Origin of the sequence: Enterocloster citroniae, from assembly GCF_040545455.1 — a bacterium.
In the GTDB taxonomy this organism is placed as follows: Bacteria; Bacillota; Clostridia; order Lachnospirales; family Lachnospiraceae; genus Enterocloster; species Enterocloster citroniae.
This window is the reverse complement of the sequence record NZ_JBEPLZ010000003.1, coordinates 128,861-151,018: the sequence shown is the minus strand read 5'-3', so window position 1 is coordinate 151,018 and position 22,158 is coordinate 128,861. Positions and strand designations below refer to the sequence as shown.

The 22,158-nt window shown below is 49.7% G+C and carries 19 protein-coding genes and 1 riboswitch; of the genes, 4 read left to right on the top strand and 15 right to left on the bottom strand.

Annotation, left to right across the window (positions count from 1 at the left end; all coding sequences use genetic code 11):
* Positions 1-12: 12 nt before the first annotated feature.
* The 5 genes from ABID13_RS04735 to ABID13_RS04715 all read right to left on the bottom strand — a co-directional run bounded on the left by ABID13_RS04735 (position 13) and on the right by ABID13_RS04715 (position 7,441).
* A complete protein-coding gene (locus tag ABID13_RS04735; protein ID WP_007858932.1) occupies positions 13-837 on the bottom strand; it encodes a carbohydrate ABC transporter permease in 825 nt (274 codons plus the stop codon).
* 14 nt (positions 838-851) lie between these two features.
* Positions 852-1,733, bottom strand: a complete 882-nt coding sequence (locus ABID13_RS04730) for a carbohydrate ABC transporter permease (RefSeq protein WP_048930203.1) — start codon at positions 1,731-1,733, stop codon at positions 852-854.
* A gap of 57 nt (positions 1,734-1,790) precedes the next feature.
* The gene (locus ABID13_RS04725; protein WP_007858936.1) at positions 1,791-3,116 is read right to left on the bottom strand and encodes an ABC transporter substrate-binding protein; all 1,326 of its coding nucleotides are present in this window, start codon (positions 3,114-3,116) and stop codon (positions 1,791-1,793) included.
* A gap of 16 nt (positions 3,117-3,132) precedes the next feature.
* Complete coding sequence (locus ABID13_RS04720; protein WP_048930204.1) at positions 3,133-5,157, bottom strand: beta-galactosidase; 2,025 nt, start codon at positions 5,155-5,157, stop codon at positions 3,133-3,135.
* A gap of 349 nt (positions 5,158-5,506) precedes the next feature.
* Positions 5,507-7,441 carry a putative bifunctional diguanylate cyclase/phosphodiesterase gene (locus tag ABID13_RS04715; RefSeq protein ID WP_007858944.1) on the bottom strand — a complete coding sequence of 645 codons (1,935 nt, stop codon included), beginning with the start codon at positions 7,439-7,441 and terminating at the stop codon, positions 5,507-5,509.
* A 219-nt stretch (positions 7,442-7,660) separates the two neighbouring features.
* Between ABID13_RS04715 and ABID13_RS04710 the strand changes: the two genes are divergently transcribed.
* Positions 7,661-9,643: a sodium-translocating pyrophosphatase gene (locus ABID13_RS04710; RefSeq protein ID WP_007858945.1), complete on the top strand. Its 1,983-nt coding sequence runs from the start codon at positions 7,661-7,663 to the stop codon at positions 9,641-9,643.
* Positions 9,644-9,752: 109 nt separating this feature from the next.
* Here the strand turns inward: ABID13_RS04710 and ABID13_RS04705 are convergent, their stop codons facing one another.
* The 5 genes from ABID13_RS04705 to ABID13_RS04685 form a co-directional block, all read right to left on the bottom strand.
* On the bottom strand, positions 9,753-11,180 hold the full coding sequence (locus tag ABID13_RS04705; RefSeq protein ID WP_082173907.1) for a family 1 glycosylhydrolase: 1,428 nt from the start codon (positions 11,178-11,180) through the stop codon (positions 9,753-9,755).
* Positions 11,181-11,201: 21 nt separating this feature from the next.
* Positions 11,202-13,061, bottom strand: coding sequence for a beta-glucoside-specific PTS transporter subunit IIABC (locus tag ABID13_RS04700; protein WP_048930206.1), 1,860 nt, complete (start codon positions 13,059-13,061; stop codon positions 11,202-11,204).
* 5 nt (positions 13,062-13,066) lie between these two features.
* Complete coding sequence (gene licT / locus ABID13_RS04695) at positions 13,067-13,912, bottom strand: BglG family transcription antiterminator LicT (RefSeq protein WP_007858948.1); 846 nt, start codon at positions 13,910-13,912, stop codon at positions 13,067-13,069.
* 208 nt (positions 13,913-14,120) lie between these two features.
* Positions 14,121-15,428 carry a phosphomethylpyrimidine synthase ThiC gene (gene thiC / locus ABID13_RS04690; protein ID WP_048930207.1) on the bottom strand — a complete coding sequence of 436 codons (1,308 nt, stop codon included), beginning with the start codon at positions 15,426-15,428 and terminating at the stop codon, positions 14,121-14,123.
* A gap of 108 nt (positions 15,429-15,536) precedes the next feature.
* Positions 15,537-15,646, bottom strand: a riboswitch (TPP riboswitch).
* 94 nt (positions 15,647-15,740) lie between these two features.
* The gene (locus ABID13_RS04685) at positions 15,741-16,106 is read right to left on the bottom strand and encodes a winged helix-turn-helix transcriptional regulator (RefSeq protein ID WP_007858952.1); all 366 of its coding nucleotides are present in this window, start codon (positions 16,104-16,106) and stop codon (positions 15,741-15,743) included.
* Between the two features lie 185 nt (positions 16,107-16,291).
* Here ABID13_RS04685 and ABID13_RS04680 point away from each other — a divergent pair, with 185 nt between their 5' ends.
* Positions 16,292-17,329 (top strand): DUF2156 domain-containing protein, encoded by a 1,038-nt coding sequence (locus ABID13_RS04680; RefSeq protein WP_048930208.1) that lies wholly within the window; start codon positions 16,292-16,294, stop codon positions 17,327-17,329.
* A gap of 185 nt (positions 17,330-17,514) precedes the next feature.
* On the opposite strand, the gene ABID13_RS04675 is transcribed toward ABID13_RS04680, so the two are convergent.
* The 4 genes from ABID13_RS04675 to ABID13_RS04660 form a co-directional block, all read right to left on the bottom strand.
* The gene (locus ABID13_RS04675; protein WP_048930209.1) at positions 17,515-17,958 is read right to left on the bottom strand and encodes a threonine/serine exporter family protein; all 444 of its coding nucleotides are present in this window, start codon (positions 17,956-17,958) and stop codon (positions 17,515-17,517) included.
* Positions 17,955-18,710 (bottom strand): threonine/serine exporter family protein, encoded by a 756-nt coding sequence (locus ABID13_RS04670; protein WP_045091308.1) that lies wholly within the window; start codon positions 18,708-18,710, stop codon positions 17,955-17,957. The genes ABID13_RS04675 and ABID13_RS04670 overlap by 4 nt, the downstream gene beginning before the upstream one ends.
* Before the next feature lie 42 nt (positions 18,711-18,752).
* Positions 18,753-19,379 (bottom strand): hypothetical protein, encoded by a 627-nt coding sequence (locus ABID13_RS04665; protein ID WP_048930210.1) that lies wholly within the window; start codon positions 19,377-19,379, stop codon positions 18,753-18,755.
* A 372-nt stretch (positions 19,380-19,751) separates the two neighbouring features.
* Complete coding sequence (locus tag ABID13_RS04660) at positions 19,752-20,150, bottom strand: DUF2500 domain-containing protein (protein WP_048930211.1); 399 nt, start codon at positions 20,148-20,150, stop codon at positions 19,752-19,754.
* Positions 20,151-20,368: 218 nt separating this feature from the next.
* Here ABID13_RS04660 and ABID13_RS04655 point away from each other — a divergent pair, with 218 nt between their 5' ends.
* Together ABID13_RS04655 and ABID13_RS04650 are read left to right on the top strand one after the other, a co-directional pair.
* On the top strand, positions 20,369-21,010 hold the full coding sequence (locus ABID13_RS04655) for a TetR/AcrR family transcriptional regulator (protein ID WP_007858964.1): 642 nt from the start codon (positions 20,369-20,371) through the stop codon (positions 21,008-21,010).
* Positions 21,007-21,576, top strand: coding sequence for a flavodoxin family protein (locus ABID13_RS04650; protein ID WP_045091303.1), 570 nt, complete (start codon positions 21,007-21,009; stop codon positions 21,574-21,576). The genes ABID13_RS04655 and ABID13_RS04650 overlap by 4 nt, the downstream gene beginning before the upstream one ends.
* Positions 21,577-21,590: 14 nt before the next feature.
* On the opposite strand, the gene ABID13_RS04645 is transcribed toward ABID13_RS04650, so the two are convergent.
* Positions 21,591-22,070, bottom strand: a complete 480-nt coding sequence (locus tag ABID13_RS04645; RefSeq protein WP_007858968.1) for an NADH-quinone oxidoreductase subunit NuoE family protein — start codon at positions 22,068-22,070, stop codon at positions 21,591-21,593.
* Positions 22,071-22,158 lie beyond the last annotated feature (88 nt).

The following is a 22,158-nucleotide window of genomic DNA, read 5'->3' as shown; positions in this document are numbered from 1 at the left end:
AGTCTAATTCCGTCACCCTTTCACTGCTCCGGCTGTCATACCCTCAATGATCTTATCATGTAAAACGATGTAGACTGCAATGGTTGGAATTACCGTCATGACAACAGCTGCCAGCATACCTGAATAGTCCACGGAATCAAGATCCGCAAACTGGGTCAATATGACGGGCAAAGGCATCTTTGACATGGTTGTCAGGAAAATCTGCGGGAACAAAAGATCATTCCAGACCGTGATAAAGTTGATGACAGACACCGTTGCAATGGAGGGTTTTGCAATGGGTAATATTATTTTATAATATCCTTTCAGGATTGTACACCCATCCATGATAAAAGCCTCCTCCAATTCACTGGGAATGGTCATAAAAAAACCTGTCAGGATATAGATCGTAATGGGAAAAGCAAATACAACATGGGCAATGATAACGGATGTAAAGGAATCCAACAGCTTCATCTGGTTAAACATTGCAAACATAGGGATGATGACCGCATAGGCCGGGATACTCATTCCCATGGAAAACAGGCCCCTCACCATATCAACGCCTGGAAACCGCAGCCTGGTGATTCCATAGGAAACCATGGCTCCAAAGAACACGGTAAGAAATACTGATGCGGATGTGATCAGCACGGAACTTATATAGCTGCTTCCAATATTTCCTTTGGAAATAGCCCTTGCATAGTTATCCAGCTGCATGGTTTCCGGCAGGCCCCATGTATTATAAAACAGCTCCTTATTTGTCTTAAAGGAATTGATCATCAGCCAGATGATGGGATACAGGCAGCACACTGCAAATATTGCCATGACCAGGAATGCGGCCAGACGAAATATGTTTCTCTTCATAGTCGGTCTCCTCTCTAATATTCCAGCTTCTCAGTCCGGATCAGACGGTTGACGCCCCATATCACCAGCATGCACAGCACCAGGAGCACCAGGCCGATGGCGCTGGCATAACCGAATTTCATGGTCCTAAATCCCTGATAATACATATAGGTTGCCATCACCTCACTGGCATGGTTGGGTCCCCCCTTTGTCATGGTCCACACCAGATCAAAGTATTTCAGGGAGCCTGTGATGATCAGCACCACATCGATCTTGATCACATGCTTGATCAGTGGATATGTGATCTTGGTAAACTGCTGCCAGGTGGTGGCCCCGTCAATCCTGGCAGCCTCAAACAGACTGTCGGGTATGGATTTCATGGCCGCCAGCTGTATGACCATATGGTATCCCACATACTTCCACATCACCACAATAATGAGGGCAAGCATTACCGTCTTCTCCTCGCTGAGCCATGCGTGTTTAAGACCGCTTAGGCGGATCAGATCCAGGAATGTGTTGAGGAGGCCGAATTCCGAATTATATATCATATTAAACAGAAGTCCCACACCGGCTCCGCAGATAACAGAGGGAAGAAAGAATATAGACTGAAAAAACCGGCTTCCCCTGATCTTAATAAAGATAGAATTTCCGAACAGCAGCGCCAGGGGCAAATGGGCAAGGAGTGAACCAACCACAAGCATTCCGTTATTTTTTAGGGCTTTCAGGAATATCTTGTCATTTAAAAGATTCATGTAATTGCGGAAAAGCACAAAATTCTTTTTTCCCATCAGATCCGTCTGAAACATGCTCAGGTATATGTTATAGATGATGGGTATCAGGACAAATACCCCATAAAGCAGAAATGCCGGCAATATAAATATTGCAATTGTTTTCTTATTACTCAATACCTTATTCATACACACCCTCCTTGTATAAACAGGGAGTGCCGCAAAAGCAGCACTCCTGTGGGCTCATTAATTATTTGCATTATCAATGGCAAACTGCTGTAAATTATCCATTGCCTCCTGTGGATCTGTGCCGCCTAAAATAGAAACCGATGCATTATTAAACTCCACGCCCTCACCTGCCCCATAAATCCTGTCCAGCCAGGGCGTATAAACCTTCATCTGGTCAAACATTTTCCTGGACCGGACCGTCATCTCGCTGAGATTATCCAGGTTTACCTGTACATTGGTTGCTGTTATCTGGGCATTGTCCGTCAGTACCTGCTGGTAATCCCCCAGCGTCATCTGCTTTAAAAACGCTGCCGCTGCCTCGGGGTTCTCCGCCTGGCTGCTGATGGCGTAGGTCTGTCCGATGGAACCTACATTCACACCGTTGTAATCCGGGTTATCGGAAGGCAGGAGAAAGAAATCAATATCATTGTAGTAGGGGTTCTCCGGGACATCCAGCTTGTTAACCCCTGATGTGATGCACATGAACATGGCCACATCACCGTTGTTAAATAATTCAAACCCTTCACTTGGGGACATTCCTAAAAATCCGTCCACCAGATATCCCTGGTCCATTATCTGTTTCAGAAGCGTTCCCGCTTCCACAAACGTCTTGTGATTCCACTGCACCTCATCGCTGATGGTGTAATTGTAAAACTCCTCGCCCCCCAGTACATTACACAGCTGCTGAAGCATCTGTCCTCCGTACCACGCTTCCCCGCAGGGGATGGCTAACGGGCTGATCCCGGCCTGTTTCAGCGCTTCACACGTTTCCAGGAATTCGCTGTATGTGGCGGGGACTTTGGTACCCGCATCCTGAAACAGCTTATTGTTATAAGCCACTACCACGATCTGCTTGGAATTCGGCACCGCCCATATCTCATCCCCGAATGTAAGGGGACCAAACACGCTTTTGTCCGGATACGCCCCATACCACTCCTCATCATTTACAAGGATGTCCCCTACGGGATATACCTTGTCACCGTCCACAAAGGGCTGAAGGAATCCGGACTCCCATGTAAAAAAGATATCCGGCTGGGCATTGGACGCCATCAAGGTGGTGAGCTTTGTCTTATAATTGTCATTGGAGTAACACTCCAGCTTGATCCTTACATTATACTCATTGCTTTCATTAAACTTATCCACTTCTCTCTGGATGGCCTCTGCAAACACATCATTGGTGCCCCCGTTTAGTGTGGTCATGGTCATCTCCACCACATCCTCTGTTTTTGTCTTGGCCTTGCTGACCGCCCCGCTGTCTCCATCAGCCGCCGCTGAACTGCCGCAGCCCGCCAAAATACCCATTGCCATAAGAACTGATAACCCTATACCTAATCTTCGTTTCATAGTTCCCCATCCTCCCTTATATCTCATATACAAGAACCCCAAAGGGCTCCAGTTTGATCGTCCCGCTTTCTTCATTTCCGGTCAGCACATTTTTCATTGTCCTTCGCAGCTGGATCTCCGTCCACTTATCTTCATAATTCAGTATGAACAGGCAGGCTCCCCGATCCCCTTCCCTGACAGCGGTCTCACACCATTCCGGCACGCTGGCCCAACAGCTCAGGCCGCTGCTGACCCCGGCTGACCGAAGCAGGGTTTTTACAGTCTTGCAGTCAAAGGCAGCCCCAAAGTAATATGCTTCACCTGCGCCGGTACGTTTCCTGACAATGGCCGGACTTCCCTGGTAATAACCGGAACAGTAGGTTGCAACTATTACACATGCCTCATCCACAGGTGTCAGTATATCATGAAACAGCGGCATGTAAATCTTCTGCCCGTCCATCTGGGCATACTGGTCCGTGGAATCCGGCATAACAGCTGTAAAATCCAGGATATGGATCCCAAACAGATCCGTCATCCGGATGGGCATGATCTCCATGGGACACCTTCCGTTCATATCCTTATATCCCGTCCTGGCGCCAGTAATGAACTTGCCCCCGCCTTCCACATATTCCCTGATCACCTGTACCAGGGCTGGATTTACTATGGTCATGTGGGGTGCAAATACCACTTCATACTGCTGCAGGGTGTGTACATCCATTTCCGGGGTGACGGTGACATAATCAAAGGGGATATGTTCCTCCTGAAGCGCCTGGAAAAGTCCAAGGTGGGAGTATCTTCTTAAGGGTCCATGCCACACATCCGTTTCCCCATCCCATTCATTATCATAATCATACAGGATAGCTGCCTTTGCCTGATATCTGCTTCCCGCCATGCCGCTTATTTTCTTTATATCCTTGGACAGGTTCCTGATCTCCTCCAGCCTCCGGTTGTCCAGATTGTCATAGCCCAGGATCCCATGCCAGTATATCTCTGTCCCAAAGGAACAGGTCCTCCAGCGGAAGTAACTTACAAAATCAGCGCCGTTGGCAATGGACTGGAAGGTCCACAGCCGGATCTGGCCGGGCTTTGCCGAGGGCGCCACCCTGAAATTATACCATCCTCCGGGGCCTGACTGCTGTTCCATGATACCGAATCCCTTTACGGTCCCCCGTGCCCTGGCCAGGTTCATGCTCCACCTTCTGTCCTTCAGATGATCGGCTCCCTCCATTAACCCGAACTCAGGATAGCTGTCATATGTAATGAAATCCAGCGCCTCATTGACCATCCTGTTATAATCCACGTGTCCGAACAATCCATTGGTTGTGACAAACACATGGTCCGGCAGGTATTGTTTCAGGATCTCATACTGTAATCTGCAATAGGAGATACAGCTTTCCGAGAAAAACCGGACGGCATCCAGCCTGAGATGGGGATTACAGGTATCCCTCTGTGTGTGGCGCGGCAGGTACACCTGCTCCCATTCCGTATAAGTCTGGTTCCAAAACACGGTTCCCCACGCGCTGTTCAGCTGCTCCAGGGTGCCGTACCGTTCCTGTAAAAATGTGCGGAAGGCTTCATGGTCGGATTCGGAATAAAACTCATTGGTGACACAGTTTAATTCATTATCAATCTGCCATCCGATGATGCATTTGTGTTCCCCATAGTGTCTGGCCAGCTGTTCCGTGATGATCCTGGTCTTATCCCTGTATATGGGGGAATTATAATTGTAATGTCTTCTTGCCCCATGATACTGTTTCCTGCCATCCAGGTCCACGGCCAGCACCTCAGGATATTTTAGCGTAAGCCATGCCGGCGGGGTCGCCGTGGGAGTACAGAAGATAACCTTGATATCCGTTGTCCGGACCACATCCAGGAAACGGTCAAAAAAGCTGAAATCAAATACCCCTTCCTGGTTCTCAAATTTGTTCCAGGCAAACTCCCCGATCCGGATCATTGTTATCCCGGCATCCCTCATACGCCTTAGATCCTCCGGCCATAATTCCTCTTTCCAGTGTTCCGGATAATAACACACCCCTAATGTTATCTCGTTAAAATATGACACTTTATTACCTCCCTTCTGCTGTTGTGTACGCTCGGAGTCTCAGAGAGTACACCTGTTGATGTCATTATAGTAAAAACAGGGCCGGGCTGAAACACAGAATACAAACCTAAAATGTTGAAAAAACAAACCACAAAAAGCAGTCCGGAAGCCGGAGTGCCCGGAGGCGGGTCTGGCGGCTGGACTGCCGCCAGCATACAGGGAATTCGCCGGAATACAAGAGTGCGGTCACCATACGAAAATGCCGCCGGCACACAATGGTACCGGCGGCATCCTGCAGTTCCCTGTGAACCGCATTTCCCCGTGATCAAGATTCATCCATTATAAAAAACTCTGTTACAAAGAACCTCCGCTATAAATATCCTTCGTTTTTCCGCAGAAATTCTTCCATCCCCTGCTGTGACAATGGTTTTGAGTAATAATACCCCTGTATCTGCTCCACCCCAAAATCGATCACCAGCTGCCTCTGCTCCTCGGTCTCCACCCCCTCCGCCACCACGGCCATCCCAAGGTCCTTAAAGGTTTCCACCAGATGCTTTACCGCCAGGGCCGATGTCTGATTGTCCATGGATGCCCACACAAGGCTTTTATCCAGCTTTATGGTTCCAAAGGGAATGCTGATAACAGTGGCAATATTGGAGTATCCTGTCCCAAAATCATCCAGACCCATTATGATGCCGTGGCGTTTCATCTCAATGGCAAAATCCGTCACCACCTGGGGGTTCTCCGCCAGCGTGCTCTCTGTAAATTCCAGCTTGACCATGGACATAGGGGTCCCGTTGCGCTGTATGATATCCAGTACCTTTGCGGTCAGGTCCGGCTGTGAAAACTGGATGGCCGAGAAATTCACATGGATGGCTTCAATGGGAAGCCCCTGTGCCCGGAGGCGGTTGATGTATTTACACACCTTGTCCAGGATCAGATAGGTCAGTTCAATGATAAGGCCTGTCTCCTCAGCAATGGGGATAAATTCCGAGGGATATACCGGGCCGATGGGAGTGTTGTTCATCCTCATAAGGGATTCTGCATACATGAATTTCCCTGAATCCACACAATAGATGGGCTGATAGTACATCTCCACATCCCCGCCGGCCAGCTGATCCTTCAAGATCTGGATGATCTGTTTTCTCCGCTCCAGTTTTCCCAGCATACTGCGGTCGCAGTATAGGACCTCCCCATATTTTCCGGTTTTGGCCTGGTAAACAGCATACTCAATGGCGCTCACCGCTTTCTCCAGCGTGTTCACATACTCGGACCGCCTGACAATGCCTATGGCCACCGGCAGGATGAACTGATAATCCCGGTTTTGCCATGGCTTAGCCATGCGTTCCTGTATCTCACCCACGCACCGGCGGATGCGCTCCCCATCCCCGTCCGTGAACAGTAGGGCAAACTCATCCCCGCTGTACCGGTAGACATTTTCCCGGGGACCGATCTCACACAGGAACCGGCACACCGATTTAAGAAACTCGTCCCCGCTGTGCTGCCCGCATATGTTATTGACCTGACGGAAATCCCGGATCGACACCACCATCAGGGTAAATTCCTTGTCCGGATATTTCTTAAACATCAGGTCCAGCATATTCAAAAGCTCCTGGCGGTTGGGTACACCGGTCAGGTAATCCATGGATATCTGTTTGTTCTGCAAATGTAGGTAGATGATCAGAAGCGCACATGTGGCGGCGGAGCCTGACAGGATGATATCAGGATACAGCTGCTGGAACAGGATGACCAGCACGGCCAGCACCGGAAAAGCCGCCAGGATATGGAAGATCTGCCGGTCAATCTTATGCCGGTTCCTGACCGCCACCACAATACATGCAATACAGTATGCGTAAAAAATCAGATAGGTCAGGAAAATGCAACCGCCTCTCACATATCCCTGGTCGCTGTTTATGGCAAACATACATCCTGTAAACGAATTGGACAATACCAGCATGGTATAAAGGACTGCGGGAATACTTCCGGCCAGGATCATCTGCCTTAATCTGGGGCGCTCCTCATATATGATGGAGACCACATAAAGATAATAGATCAGGCCCATTAAAGGAGTCAGTATAAAATAGACCGTGGTAACCGCCCAGGTCAGCCACAGGGGTGAGGGGATGTAACGGTACAGCATAAAGGTGGACAGGATGTTGCTTGTCATGGCCGCAAAGGTGATGGTCAGGCATCCCTGGAACATCCTGTTCTTCAGGCTCGGAATATGGCTGCCTTTTCGGGAATATACCCATATGATTCCCAGGATAACCAATGATATTGTTTCCGGAGCAATATTCCACTTCACCGTTTCCACCTGCCGTTTCCCACATGTTCGTGTTCTTATCTCTTAATCATATACTAAAATCCCATTTACAGCAATATCCATTTTGTGAACAGTCCTTCCTGTACTTAAAAATGTGCAAAATCTTTTAGTTATTCTAAAAATTTTTGTTGATAAACTCCTGGAAGTTTGTTACAATCCATTTAGGAGGGATTTATTTTAACCAAAAAATAGGAGGGTATTATGAATCAAATGTTACTTATAGTCCCCATCATAGGACTGCTGGGGCTTCTGTTTGCCATCATGTTAAGGCTGCATGTTATCAAGCAGGATCCCGGAAACCAGAAAATGAGGGAGATCGCTGACGCCATTGCAGAAGGCGCAAGGGCTTTTCTCACCTCAGAGTACCGTATACTTATTGTCTTTGTTGCATTGTTGTTTATTGTCATCGGCTTTGGAACAGGCAGCTGGGTCACTGCAGGATGCTTCCTGGTGGGAAGTTTCTTTTCCACAGCAGCCGGCTATCTTGGAATGAGCGCTGCCATCCGCGCCAACTGCCGTACCGCCAATGCGGCCCGCACCTCAGGCATGCGCAGCGCCCTGGCACTTGCATTTTCAGGCGGCAGTGTCATGGGAATGGCTGTGGTCGGCCTTGGACTGATGGGGGTTGGAGCCCTCTATATGATCACACGGGACGTGTCCGTCCTCTCCGGCTTCAGCCTGGGAGCATCCTCCATCGCCCTTTTTGCCCGTGTGGGAGGAGGCATCTATACCAAAGCCGCGGATGTGGGCGCTGACCTGGTGGGAAAAGTGGAAGCAGGCATCCCAGAGGATGATCCCCGCAACCCGGCCGTGATCGCCGACAACGTGGGCGACAATGTTGGTGATGTGGCAGGAATGGGCGCTGACCTGTTTGAATCCTATGTGGGTTCCCTGATCTCCGCACTGACCCTGGGCCTTGTATTCTATCAGGAATCCGGCATCATTTTCCCACTGCTGCTCTCCGCATGCGGCATTGCGGCTTCTATCATAGGAACCCTGCTTGTCAAGGCCATCGGGGGCACGGATCCCCACAAGGCACTAAAGACAGGGGAATACAGCGCTACCGCACTGGTTGTTATCGCTGCACTGGCGCTGAGCCGCACCTTTTTCGGCAATTACCTGGCTGCCCTGACCGTGATCACCGGCCTGTTTGTGGGTGTGCTCATTGGATTTGTCACTGAGATCTATACGTCAGGGGATTACCGGTTTGTAAAAAAAGTGGCCGGCCAGTCTGAGACAGGTTCCGCCACCACCATTATCAGCGGCCTGGCAGTGGGTATGCAGTCCACCGCTGTTCCCATCCTTCTGGTATGTATCGGCATCCTGATCTCCAACCGCCTTATGGGACTTTACGGAATTGCCCTGGCCGCAGTGGGTATGCTGTCAACCACCGGAATAACAGTTGCCATCGATGCTTACGGACCCATTGCAGACAATGCGGGAGGTATAGCGGAAATGGCCGGACTGGACAAATCCGTCCGTGAGATCACCGATAAGCTTGACTCCGTGGGAAACACCACGGCTGCCATCGGCAAGGGCTTTGCCATTGGCTCCGCTGCCCTCACCGCACTGGCCCTGTTCGTATCCTATGCCGAGGCAGTTAAGCTCACCACCATTGATATCCTCAATGCCCATGTCATTGTGGGCCTTTTCATCGGCGGGATGCTCACCTTCCTCTTCTCTGCCATGACCATGGAATCCGTATCCAAGGCAGCTCACCAGATGATCGAGGAGGTGCGCCGCCAGTTCCGTGAGAATCCGCAGATCCTTCAGGGAAATGCCCGCCCCGACTACGCTTCCTGCGTGTCCATCTCCACCACGGCTGCCCTCAGGGAAATGTTCCTGCCGGGACTTATGGCAGTGCTGGCGCCCCTGGCCACCGGAATTATCCTGGGACCGGATGCCCTGGGCGGTCTTCTCACCGGTTCCCTTGTCACCGGCGTCCTCATGGCAATCTTTATGTCCAACTCCGGCGGAGCCTGGGACAATGCAAAGAAATACATAGAGGAGGGCAACCACGGCGGAAAGGGAAGCACGGCCCACAAGGCAGCTGTAGTAGGTGATACGGTAGGCGATCCATTTAAGGATACCTCAGGACCTTCCATCAATATCCTGATCAAACTGATGACCATTGTGTCCCTTGTTTTCGCCCCTCTGTTCCTGCAATACGGAGGATTGATTTAAGTGAATGATACACATACTGAATGATACACACAACAAGGAAAGGGTTCCGGCAATTTTGTCCGGAACCCTTTTTGCGATACTCTTTCCACTATAATTTTTCTATCCGGACTTATTCCTGTCTCAATTCTTCCCCATTGGTCTCAATCACATGACGGAACCAGTCAAATGATTTCTTCTTATACCGCTCCCCGGTACCGCTTCCGTCATCCTCCTGATCCACGTAGATAAAACCATACCGCTTTTTCATCTCCCCTGTGGTGGCGGAAACCAAATCAATAGGCCCCCACATAAGGTATCCGAAGCATTCCACATCATCCTCCTCAACCGCCAGTTTCAGCTGCTCCAGGTGAAGCCTCAGGTACTCAATGCGGTAGCTGTCATCCACGGTCTTGTCCTCACTCAGGATATCCACCGCGCCCAGACCGTTCTCCGTAACGATCAGGGGTTTCCCGTACTTTTTGTACACTGCGTTCAGCAGATAGCGCAGTCCCTTGGGATCAATGGACCACCCCCACCTGCTCTGCTCCAGGTATGGGTTCTGCACACCCCCAAACAGGGTCTCCTCCCCCTCTTCCCCATCATGATGGCCCACGCTGGAGGAGTAGTAATTGACGCCGATAAAGTCAATGACGCCCTGTTTAAATGCTTCCTCATCCTCCTCTACACCCTCCGGTACAATGCCCATTTTTTCGTATTCCTTCAGCTTATACCTGGGGAAATATCCGTTGCACATGGCGTCCACCTGATAAAAATCCCGGTACATTTCCTTAAATGCCTGGAACGCATTCTCCGGTTTACAGTTATAGGCGTACACGGGTTGAAGGCCGAACACACATCCGATCTGGTTATCCGGGTCCACCCTGTGGCCCAGCTCCACTGCCTTCACCCCTGCCGCTGTCATATTATATCCCACCGCGGCCAAGGTCCTGGCAGGTTCTTCCATCTGTGAAAACTTAAGGCCCGCAATGATATAAGTGAAAATATCCGATGCCTCTGTGGCCGGATCAATATGGTTCATCTCATTAAACGTGACCCAGTACCTGACCTTTCCCTTCAGTGCACGGAACATGGTCTCACAGTACTTCAGATAAAAGTCAATCACTTTCCTGTTGGTCCAGGAACCATATTCCGTCACCAGATGATAAGGCATTTCAAAGTGATACAGGGTAACCATGGGTTCGATCCCCTGCGCGCGCAGTTCATCCACCACGGACCTGTAGTACCGGATCCCCTCCTCATTGGGCTGTTCCTCGTCACCCATGGGATAGATCCTGGACCAGTCCACAGAGATCCGCAGTGTCTTAAACCCCATCTGGGCAAAGAGACCAATGTCCTCCCTGTACCGATGGTAAAAATCAATTCCCCTGTGGGAGGGATAATACTTTCCCTCCTCTATCTCCGTACAGATTTCCCTTGGAACTTCATGGGAGCCGCTGGTCACCAGATCCATAATAGCGGTTCCCTTTCCGCCCTCCTGCCAAGCGCCCTCACACTGATGGGCCGCTATACTGCCTCCCCATAAAAAGTCTTTTCTCATCCTTATCAGCTCCTTTACGTTCTAAAACACAACACTGAGGCACTCTTCATCCAGATGGATATTCTCAGCCGTAGTGGGGATCACATCCAGGAACTGGGCCGTGTTGGTGATAATGACCATGACAGTGGTATCATACCCTTCTGCCTCAATGGCCTTCATGTCCGCTTCCACCAGAAGCTGTCCCCGCTCCACACGCTGCCCCTGCTCCACATGGGCGGTAAAATATTTACCGTCCAGCTGGACCGTATCGATCCCGATATGGACCAGCAGCTCCACGCCGGAATCGCTTTTGATCCCAATAGCATGTTTGGTGGGGAACAGGCATACCACCTGTCCGCTTACAGGAGCGTAGACCTGATCGGCCGCCGGCTTGATTCCGATCCCCTTTCCCATGGCGCCGCTGGAAAATGCCTTGTCATTTACCTGTGAAAGCAGAACCACGGTTCCTTCCGCCACAGTGCTCAGAAGTTCCTTCTGAAGCCCGCTGGAATCCGCCGGTACAGGAGCTGCATCCGGGCTGACTGTACGCTCTTTCTCCGTCTCCCCCCCGGGCGCACACAGAACAAATCCCGCAATGGCCGCTGCCACGAATCCGATGAGCACGGCCGCTATCATGTAATAGAAATTGTTAAAATCATTTACCCCGATATAGGAGGGAAGTCCGGCCAGTCCCCATGCCATGGTATATGTTTTTACCTGCATAAGGCCTGCAAACAGTCCTCCCAGACCTCCGCCGAATATAACGGCCAGGAACGGACGGCGGTATTTTACAAACACACCGAACACGGCCGGCTCTGTGCAGCCTAAGATCGCGGAAAAGCTGACCGTACCAAACAGTTCTTTCTGTTTTGGATCCTTTGCCCGGAGGAAGTATCCGAACATGGCGCCGCCCACAGCAATATCGGAAATGGTGCAGGCTGCCAGGAACAGGGGGTCATAACCCATTTCAGCCAGGAATGCCATGACCACGGGCATGATAAAGTTTCCGGCTCCCATCATGATCAGGAACGGCTGGATGGCCGCATAGAAGGCCACCACACTCCAGTTGCCCAGCGTATTGGCCAGGAAGGTGCATACAAAGCTGATCCCCTCCCCGATCCAGGTCCCGATAGGGCCAAAAAACATTAGGGTAACAGGGAGGGTGATCACCAGGGTCAGTACCGGGATCAGAAAATACTGCAGCAGATTAGGGATGACCTTTTTCAGAAACGCCTGCACATATCCCATAAACCATACGGCCAGCAGGATGGGAATAAAGGAACTGGAATAGGTAATGGCAGGAAGGGGGATTCCAAACACACTGAGCCCTTCCACCCCGTTAATGGAGGAGGACAGCAGGGTTGCCGCCAATGCCACGGCCAGATACGGGCTGGCGTTCAGACGCTTGGCACATGCCATGGCCATAAAAATGGGGAGGAAAAAGAACACGGCTCCCCTGATGGAATCCAGCACAATATAGGTTGGACTGTCCGCTGATACCAGCCCTGTCAGGGCTACCAGGGACAGCAGTCCTGCCAGCATGCCCGCTGCGATAATGGGCTCCAGCAAAGGTGTCATGGATTCCGACACCAGGTCCAGGGCCGCCTTAAAGGGATTCTTCTTTCCTTTGGGCTGCGGATCCCCGATCTCACTGCCAAGTCCCAGCATGGCGGTCAGCTCCTCGTGTACCTCCGATACCTGGGTTCCGATGATGATCTGATATGCCACATCATTGGATACCACGTCAATCACCCCATCCAAAGCCTTGATCTCATCTGTTTTCGCCAGGCTCCGGTCCTTCAGTGTAAAACGAAGCCTTGTCATGCAGTGCACCACTGCGCTGATATTATTTTTTCCGCCCACTAAGCGGATGATCGATTCATTTAATGCCTGATATTTCATGGCTTTTACTCCTTTTTTTCATTTCTGTCCGCGACCCTGTGTATATGCAGGATCAGATATGTTTCCTCATCAATTGTAAGTTCCATTTTAAAACTGTCTTTAATGTACGCCCTGATCTTCACCGCACACTCATAGGCTCTTGGGTACAGGACCCTCACCTGGGAATTCAACGCCTTGTCATTGTCCTCAAATACCTGTCCGGTCTGAAGCCGCTGGATAAAATACTGCAGATGGGTAATGAGCCGCATATAATTCACTGACGACTCGTCCAGGCGCAGGCTGTAATGGTATTGTATGATGGACAGGATATCTTTTAACACCTGCATGGCCTCTATGGTCTCCTTCAGATCGTGTCCCTCTGACTGGAGATTGACAAAATGAAGGGCAATGGAAACCGCCTCATCCTCAGGAAATCCCACGTCAAAGCGCTGGTTCATCAGATTCAGGGCATGCAGGCCGATCTGGAAATGTTTCGGGTAGAATTTCTTCACCTCCCATGTCAGGGGGCTGCGGATAAACTGCCCTTTTCCCGCCCTTTTCAGGGCAAAGTCAATATGGTCCAATAAAGTCAGATATAAATAATCATTTGCCTTCTGCCCCAGCAGGGTCTCGCCAAAAGCAATGACATTGTTGGCAATGTTCAGATACTCTTCATCTGTATTGGCAAGCAGGTAACTGAAATGCTCCAGCATATCATTGGAATCCAAAACATATGTTTTTTCGATTTCCTCTTCCCCTATCGACTGGCCAGCCTTTTTTCTGAATGATATGCCCTTGGAGTAGACGATCAGCTCACTGCCCCCTTTTTTTACCACTGCAACATTGTTATTTAAAATCTGACTTATCTTCACAATAGATCCTCCTTTCCAGAAAAAAAAACTCAAACTACACGGAAAATAAAAATTTTCAGTGTAATCTGAGTTCTGCCTGCATACCAGTAACATACTCACTTCGTGACTCCCTAGTCACATAAGTTTTCTTTTCTAAGTTTTTCTCTGGTTTTAATTCTATATAATAATTCCTGCAATGTCAAGTCCTTTTTCTTATGTAAAATGATCATCATTCATCAAATATACTGACAATCTCCCCATTGAGTATCCGGTTCATATTCTTAACCGCACAAAAGTTGCCGCACATAGAGCATGTATCTTCCTTTTCCGGTTTTGCGGATTCCCTGTAGCTCCTGGCCTTTTCAGGATCCAGGGACAATTCAAACATCCGCTCCCAGTCCAGATTCTTGCGGGCAGTGCTCATCTCATGATCCCACTGGGCAGCTCCCTTGATCCCCTTTGCAATATCCGCCGCATGGGCCGCGATCCTGGATGCAATGATTCCCTCCTTTACATCATTTACATCCGGCAGCCTCAAGTGCTCTGCCGGAGTCACATAGCAGAGAAAGGATGCGCCGCTGGCCGCTGCCAGGGCTCCCCCAATGGCTGCTGTTATATGGTCATATCCAGGGGCAATATCTGTTACCAGGGGGCCCAGTACATAGAACGGCGCTCCCTTGCAGATGGTCTGCTGTATCTTCATATTGGCCTCGATCTGGTTTAACGGCATATGTCCCGGTCCTTCGATTATAATCTGAACATTCTTATCCCACGCCCTCTGCGTAAGCTCACCCAGCGTTACCAGTTCCTCTATCTGTGAAATGTCCGAGGCATCAGCGATACATCCCGGACGGCAGGCATCTCCCAGGCTCAGGGTCACATCATATTCCTGGCAGATATCCAGTATCTCGTCAAAATGCTCATAAAAGGGATTCTCCTGTCCGGTCATCTCCATCCATGCAAAGATGATGGAACCTCCCCTGGACACGATATTAGTCAGACGCTTTGCCTTCTTAAACCGACCTGCCGTTCTCCTGTTGATCCCAATATGGATGGTCTGGAAATCCACGCCGTCCTCCGCATGCATTTTTACAATATCGATCCATTCCCGGGATGTGATATCCTTTAAGGGCTTATGGTAATATACCACCGCATCATAGATGGGAACCGTGCCGATCATGGCCGGGCATTCCCTGGTCAGTTTCTTCCTGAAGGTACGGGTATCCCCAAAAGAACTGAGATCCATAATAGACTCTGCCCCCATCCGCACTGCGTCATTTACCTTTTCCAGTTCCATGTTGAGATCCATGCAGTCCCTGGATGTGCCCAGATTAACATTGATCTTTGTTTTCAGCATGGAGCCGATCCCATTTGCCTCCAGGCATTGGTGGCGTTTATTGGCGGGAATGGCCACTTTGCCTTCCGCCACCAGCTTCATCAGCTCTGCAATATCAAACTTCTCCTTTTCAGCCACCTTTTTTAATTCCTTTGTCAGGATGCCCCTTCTGGCTGCATCCATCTGCGTTGTGTAGTTCATGATTCTCCTCCTTATTTTCTTTTGTGGAAAATAAAAATGGCCCGCTCCGTTAAGGAATGGGCCATGAATCACTCATGCTGTACAGCAACCTCGCATATTCCGCGCGATTCCTGTATGTTCCATATTTCCCTACGTTGGCATTATCCAAATCAGGTATAATAGGTCGAAGTTCGATTACTTCCTCTCAGCCTGCGCTACAAGCTCCCTGTTGTAATTGTATCGGACGTGTACATTGGATACCGGGTCCAAATTTATATATCCTTTACCAGTTTATTCGGTAATTCCCTATCTGTCAACCCCTTTTTTCACACCTCAGGCTTCAGATTCACCCGTGTTTCTCCGGGAGGGCAGACGGTGCTTATCCCCCCATGCACACATCATATCCAGAATGGGGATCAGTGACCTTCCCCGCTCTGTCAGGCTGTATTCCACTTTCGGCGGGATCTGGGGATACTCCTCCCTGTGTACCAGCTGGTCGCTCTCCAGTTCCTTCAGGGTGACGCTCAGTGTCTTATATGATATCTCACCAATATACTTTTTCATCTCATTAAAGCGCACCACACCAAATTCCATTAAAGTGTAGAGGATCGTCATCTTATATTTTCCATTGATCAGAGACAGGGTATAGCTGAAACCAGTGTCTCCCAGACATGCCTGGGATATACGGCATTTTTCCATTTCACACTCTCCTCTAGGTAAGTATATAACTTTTAGTTTAGTATCTAACTTTAAAGTTAGTATCTCACCTGAATGTTCGTACTTGCTTTTTATAATGGTACTGTTAAAATTATAATATGTTGTAATGGAAAAGTCAATGGACCATAAGGCAGATGATTCCAGTATTAACACTAAAAAGGAGATTTATGAATACAGTACAATCTAAAAAGCACACCACGACACAGGCGGACATGCACGACACACAAAGCAGACAATACACGGTTTCAGGAAATACGGCTCTTTCTAAGGAATGGGAACTGAATATTCCCAGCATCATCCATACCAGTCCTTTGGAATTCAGGAAACTGACCATACATGACCGCACCTGGGCTGCTCCCATTCTGGCAGCGGAAGACAGTCTGGCATCCGATGGATGCTTTGGGACCTTCTTTCTTTGGGGCAGCGCATATGGAATGACGGCAGCCAGGATCGACAACAGGATGATCCCAAAGTATAGCACAAAGGAGGGGCTGTTCTTTTCCTTTCCAGCGGGCAGCGGTCCCCTCAAACCGGCAATCCTTCAGATGAAACGGTTGTCAGAACAGCAGGGACAGCCCCTTTTGATCAGGGGCATGACCGAAGAGCAGAAAAACCGCCTGGAAAAAGAGTTCCCGGCCCAGTTCACCTTTGAGGAGGTTCGCAGCAGTGCGGATTATATTTACGAAGCAGAAGTCCTTGCAGGGCTGGGCGGCAAAAAACTGCACAATAAGCGCAACCACTGCAACCGGTTTGAACAGGAGTGCCCGGACTGGCGCTTTGAACAGCTCGGCAAAGAACATGCCAAATCCTGCCTTGATCTGCTAAACAGCTGGGAAGAAGATCACAGTGGGCAGGAAGGCGGTATGGCCGAGGCGGAAAAAGAAGCCATTCTGACAGCCTTTAAGCATTACGACCAGCTGGGGCTGGAAGGCGGCGTCATCTATGGCGGGGACCGTCTGCTGGCATTTACACTGGGGGAGCCTGTTGGCAGGAACGGGTTTGATGTAAGGTTTGAAAAAGCCGACATCTCAGTCCACGGCACATACCAGATGATCAACCGGGAATTTGTCCGCCATCTTCTTAAGACCCATCCGGGGCTTCGCTATATCAACCGGGAAGAAGATATGGGCATGGAAAACCTGAGAAAGGCAAAGGAGTCCTATTATCCGGCCTTTATGCTGAATAAATATGCGGCCCGCTGGTAATCAGCGGACCGCCCTCCGGGGCCCATTGAACCAACTGCGCCCTTTGCCAGCCCGTTTGATCATCATGAACGCCGTTTGAAATCATGTGTATAAGATCCCCTTGTCCACTGAGGGTAGCATCTGAATATAGATACGTCAAGATTAAAATTCCTGTCTTATAAAAAGGGACTTATAAAAAAGGGACATCAGACATGATATCCCTTTTTTGCCGCCCACCGAAACATTCCCTGGGGCAGTTCAAACACAAATACAATCCCCAGCACAATGGCAACCGCCACCTTCACCGCCTCATATCCCGTATATACGGCCAGGCGGAGCTGTTCTGTCACCAGATAGTACGCGGTCCAGTAAATACCTGCCCCGGGCACCAGAGGGAAGATGCCTGATACAAGGAAAATGGTAACCGGACACCTGTTTCGCACAGCGGCGGACCTGGACAGGAAAATCACCACCACCGTGGCAATAAAGGATGCCCCCGCCGGTCCGCAGCCGCCGGATGTTGTCAGCACATATACGGCCCATCCGGCTCCTCCAATGGCCCCGCACCATGGGTAGAATACCCTTGGGACTCCAAACAGAAGAGAAAACGCCACCGTCCCCACCATGGCAACACAAATCTGCAGTATCATAGCAGCGTACCCCCCTTCAGCCATCCGATCACGGTGAATCCCACGCCCACACCTATGGCAATGCAGAAAAACACCAAAAGGGCGTCCAGCATACGGACCGATCCTGATATATAATCACCATTGGCAATATCCCTGATGGCATTGGTAAAGGGCACTCCGGGTATCAGCGGCATGATGGAGCCGATCACCATATAGTTGAGATGCTGCCCCACCCCCAGAAGATACATGGCGCTGCACAGGATGGTGACCAGTGCCCCGCCGCTGATATTTGCCACGATCTTGGACAGATGAGGGCCGCTGACATACAGCACATACAGATACAGGGCCAGCCCTGCTAAAAGTGCAACAGTGCTGTCCCAGGGACTCCCTCCAAACAGATAGCAGAATGCGGCACTTCCGCAGCCGGATGCCATCACCTGCATAAGCCGGGTCTTACCCGGCATTCTTTTTATATCCTCCAGCCTTTCCCCCACTTCTTTTATGGTATATCTTCCTTCCTCTATCTCTCTGGAAAGCTGGTTTACAGCCGCCACACGGTCCAGATGGGTTCCGCTGACCGGAATGTGCTCCACCTTTGCAAAAAACGACTCGTTCCTGTCCCCTACCGTTGTAAATATACCATTGGAAAGCACAAATGCATTTCCGGAACGGACACCATAATAGTTGCAGATCCGGTCCATGGTTTCTTCCACCCGGGAGATCTCGGCTCCATTTTCCAGCAGCAGATGACCTGCCTGAAGCGACACCTCCATGACTTCCTTTTCCCTGTTCTCCTCCACTTCCCCACTTTCCTCCTAATAATCCCACCGGTGAAAATCCTGAATCAGGATGCCGGACGTTCCTATCTGTTCTTTTGTGTATTCCGAAAGATCCATATGCTCTGCAAGCCTTCGGTCCACAATGGCAAAGGGTATGGTCTTAGGGACCTTCCCCTGCTCTATGGCTGTAAGCCCCACACTGGCATCATCTGCTTCAAGGCCTGTCTGAATAGCCTTTACCGGATCAAATTTCCAGATTTCCCCTGCACATTCGACCACATCCTGTACCCTGTCACCTATAAAGGAACAGGATCCTTCCGCTTTCAGCATTTCACTTTCAGGGATGATGATTTCAAAACTGAACTGTCCGTCTTCCGGATAACGGTTCATCCAAAATCCCCTGACATGGGAAAATCCCCTGTAATCAAACAAGATCTGCTTGTAATTATGAAGATATGTTTCCGTGAACCCCAGTTTAAAATCCTGCTCCAACAGCCTCTGGTTAAAGGCGGCTGTCTCCGCAAAGCTGTTATCCTCCGAATTCCAGTAACCGCTTTTAAATATAAGGCCGGCCTTTTCCAAAGCCGTATGAAAATCCATTACAAACAAGGGATAGAGGTCCTCTCTCTGAAACTGGATACTCAAATTAAAATATGCCGGCATGACCATACACCTCCCCGCTTAGCCAGCTGTATTATTCATGTCTCTTCAGTTCAAGCACGTCAGGTCTTGCATAATGCCCCCAGACATCAAATTCCATAGGGATGCACAACACAGCTTCCGTCCCGGCATACGGTTGGGGGAAGCTTTTGAATCTCATCCGGGTATGCAGCCGGCCAAAAATCAGCCGCAGCCATGGGTGTGGAGGAGAATCCGAACGTACGCTCTTAGCTTACCACATTTTTATCCCATATTCTACATTGCCTGTATGGAATCGGGAAATATATATGACAGAAAGCAGGACGTACAGACAGATTGTTTTACTTCTGCCTGTACGTCCTGCCTGTTAATTCTACGGATCCTGCCTTCCGTCCCTCAACTATTATGTCTCTCAAACCCCAGATACCTGGTCCCCTGAAACTTCAATGTCCCGGTATCTCCCTCTGCCAGCATCCCATATTCCGAACCGCTCACGGACAGTTCCATCCGGTCACCGCTTGCCACCTCAAATGTAACATAATAACTGGTGGATGAGGAGGAATGGAATCCGTGGGCTCCTGTCATATCCCCTGCATTGGCATGCTGGCGGCGGACCACGTTGGTGCGTTTTGCCGTTACCCGGGCTGTCACGGATAATCTGGGAGAATGGTTGTTTTTATTCCACTGCCCGATCCCCCGAACGGCTCCAACCACAAACATTACAATAATAATGGTGAATATAAGGAAAAACAGAATATCAAACCCGCCTCCCCAAAAGAACGAATCCATATACATGATCCATCCACCTCCTGCTGCAAAATTAATGATCCCGCATATGGTTAAATATTACCATATGGCCGCTTCCACAATATTACTATTTATTTACGTTATTCTAAATTTTTCCTGTAACATTGCGTCATCTGGCTTGTATTGTGCGCAGGTTTGTGATAAAATTAATTAAACCATTAGTTTAATTAATTAACTGTATGGAAAATCCCCACCGGGAGGAAAAGATGGGACGAAGAAAAAAAGAACCGGAGCATGTGCACCGTGAGGCCATTGCCTCTGCCGCCGAAGACTTGTTCGTGCACAAAGGGATACAGGCTGCCACCATGGATGACATTGCTAAAAAATCCGGCTACAGCAAGGCAACCCTGTATGTGTATTTTGCAAACAAGGAGGAAATCGTGGGATATCTTGCCCTTAAAAGCATGAAACTTCTCTGTCAAAGCCTTTCCGACAGCGCTTTAGGGCAGGGAACCATAAGGGATAGGTACAACAGCATATGTACCGCACTGTGGAAGTACCATGAACAGTATCCTCTGTATTTTTCCTTTACCCTGAGCGAGATCAATGTGGATTTTGATCACGGTGACTTTCTTCCGGTGGAAAAGGAGATTTACCAGGCCGGGGAACAGATCATCGAAATCATTGCCTCATTTATACGTGAAGGGATGGAGACCGGGGACTTTCTGCCCGATCTGCCGGTTCCGGAAACTGTTTTTTTATTCTGGTCAGCGCTGTCAGGCCTGGTCCAGGTTGCCTCAAACAAACAGTTTTATCTTGAGAAAGCCATGCAATTGTCAAAGCAGCAGTTTTTGGATTTTGGATTTGATAAGTTGTACCGGATGATTGAAAGGAATGGTGTGATATGAAAAAAAGAATGGTCGCGCTTTTGGGAAGCCCCCATAAAACCGGCTCAACCGCATCCATGTTAGACTGTGCCGTAAAAGAAGCAATGGGAAATGGATGGGAGGTCACGGTAATCCATCTGTATGAGAAGCAGATCGGGTACTGCCAGGGCTGCCGGGCGTGTATGGGTACCGGGATCTGTGTACATCATGATGACCTGCAGGAAATCGCCGGACTTATCAAATCCTGCGACCGTGTTGTACTGGCTGCCCCGACTTACTGGGCCAATGTACCAGCGGTTGTCAAGAACCTGTTTGACCGTCTCCTTGGAACCGCCATGGAAGAAACCGCTGCATTTCCCCGCCCCCGGCTTTCCCCCGGCCAGGGCTATCTGCTTTTGACAGCCTGTAACACTCCCTATCCTTTTTCATGGATCTTTGGCCAGAGCAGGGGGGCCATCCGGGCTATGAATGAATTTTTTAAGACTTCCGGCATGAAAAAACTGGGAACGGTTGCATTTGCGGGGGCAAAAGGAAGATCCCACCTGCCTGCCGGCATACAAAAGAGGATCATCCATGCCCTAAAGTAATTGCAGCACCTGATTTAACCGGATACCAGTTTTGCGATCTCCTCCGCACTTTTTCCGCAGCAGAGGCATCCGTCCACCATCACATTGGGAGCCGTACGGCAATGCTTTAAGCAGGACCTGGTTTTCAGATACACGGTCCCATCCCTGGATATCCCATCCCCGTTGATTCCCAGCTTTTGTTTTAGCTTCTGCAGGACATCCAGACTGCCCTTTGCTGCACAGTTTTTTCCGATACAGAAGACGATCTCATGCCTATAAGCGGATTCCTTTAAACTGGGAATCCGCTTTATGATGGCCTGTATGGTGGATACCTTTACATCTGCTGCCTGCGCCGCCATTTCCCGGAGTCCGGGACCGATACAACCGTTCACTTCCTGGAGTTCCCGCAGCATTTCCACGATCATTTCCTGGGAGGAACGGTTTTGCAGACCTGCATAGTAGTCCAGGATCTCATTTGTTTGGATCTCATTTTCCGTGTTGCTGTTTGACTGCATTTTCTGTCTCCTTATTTCCCTTATATCTTCTGCCACTCCCCATGGATTTATTCATTTCATTCTCCCGCCGTCTGAACAGTTACATTTT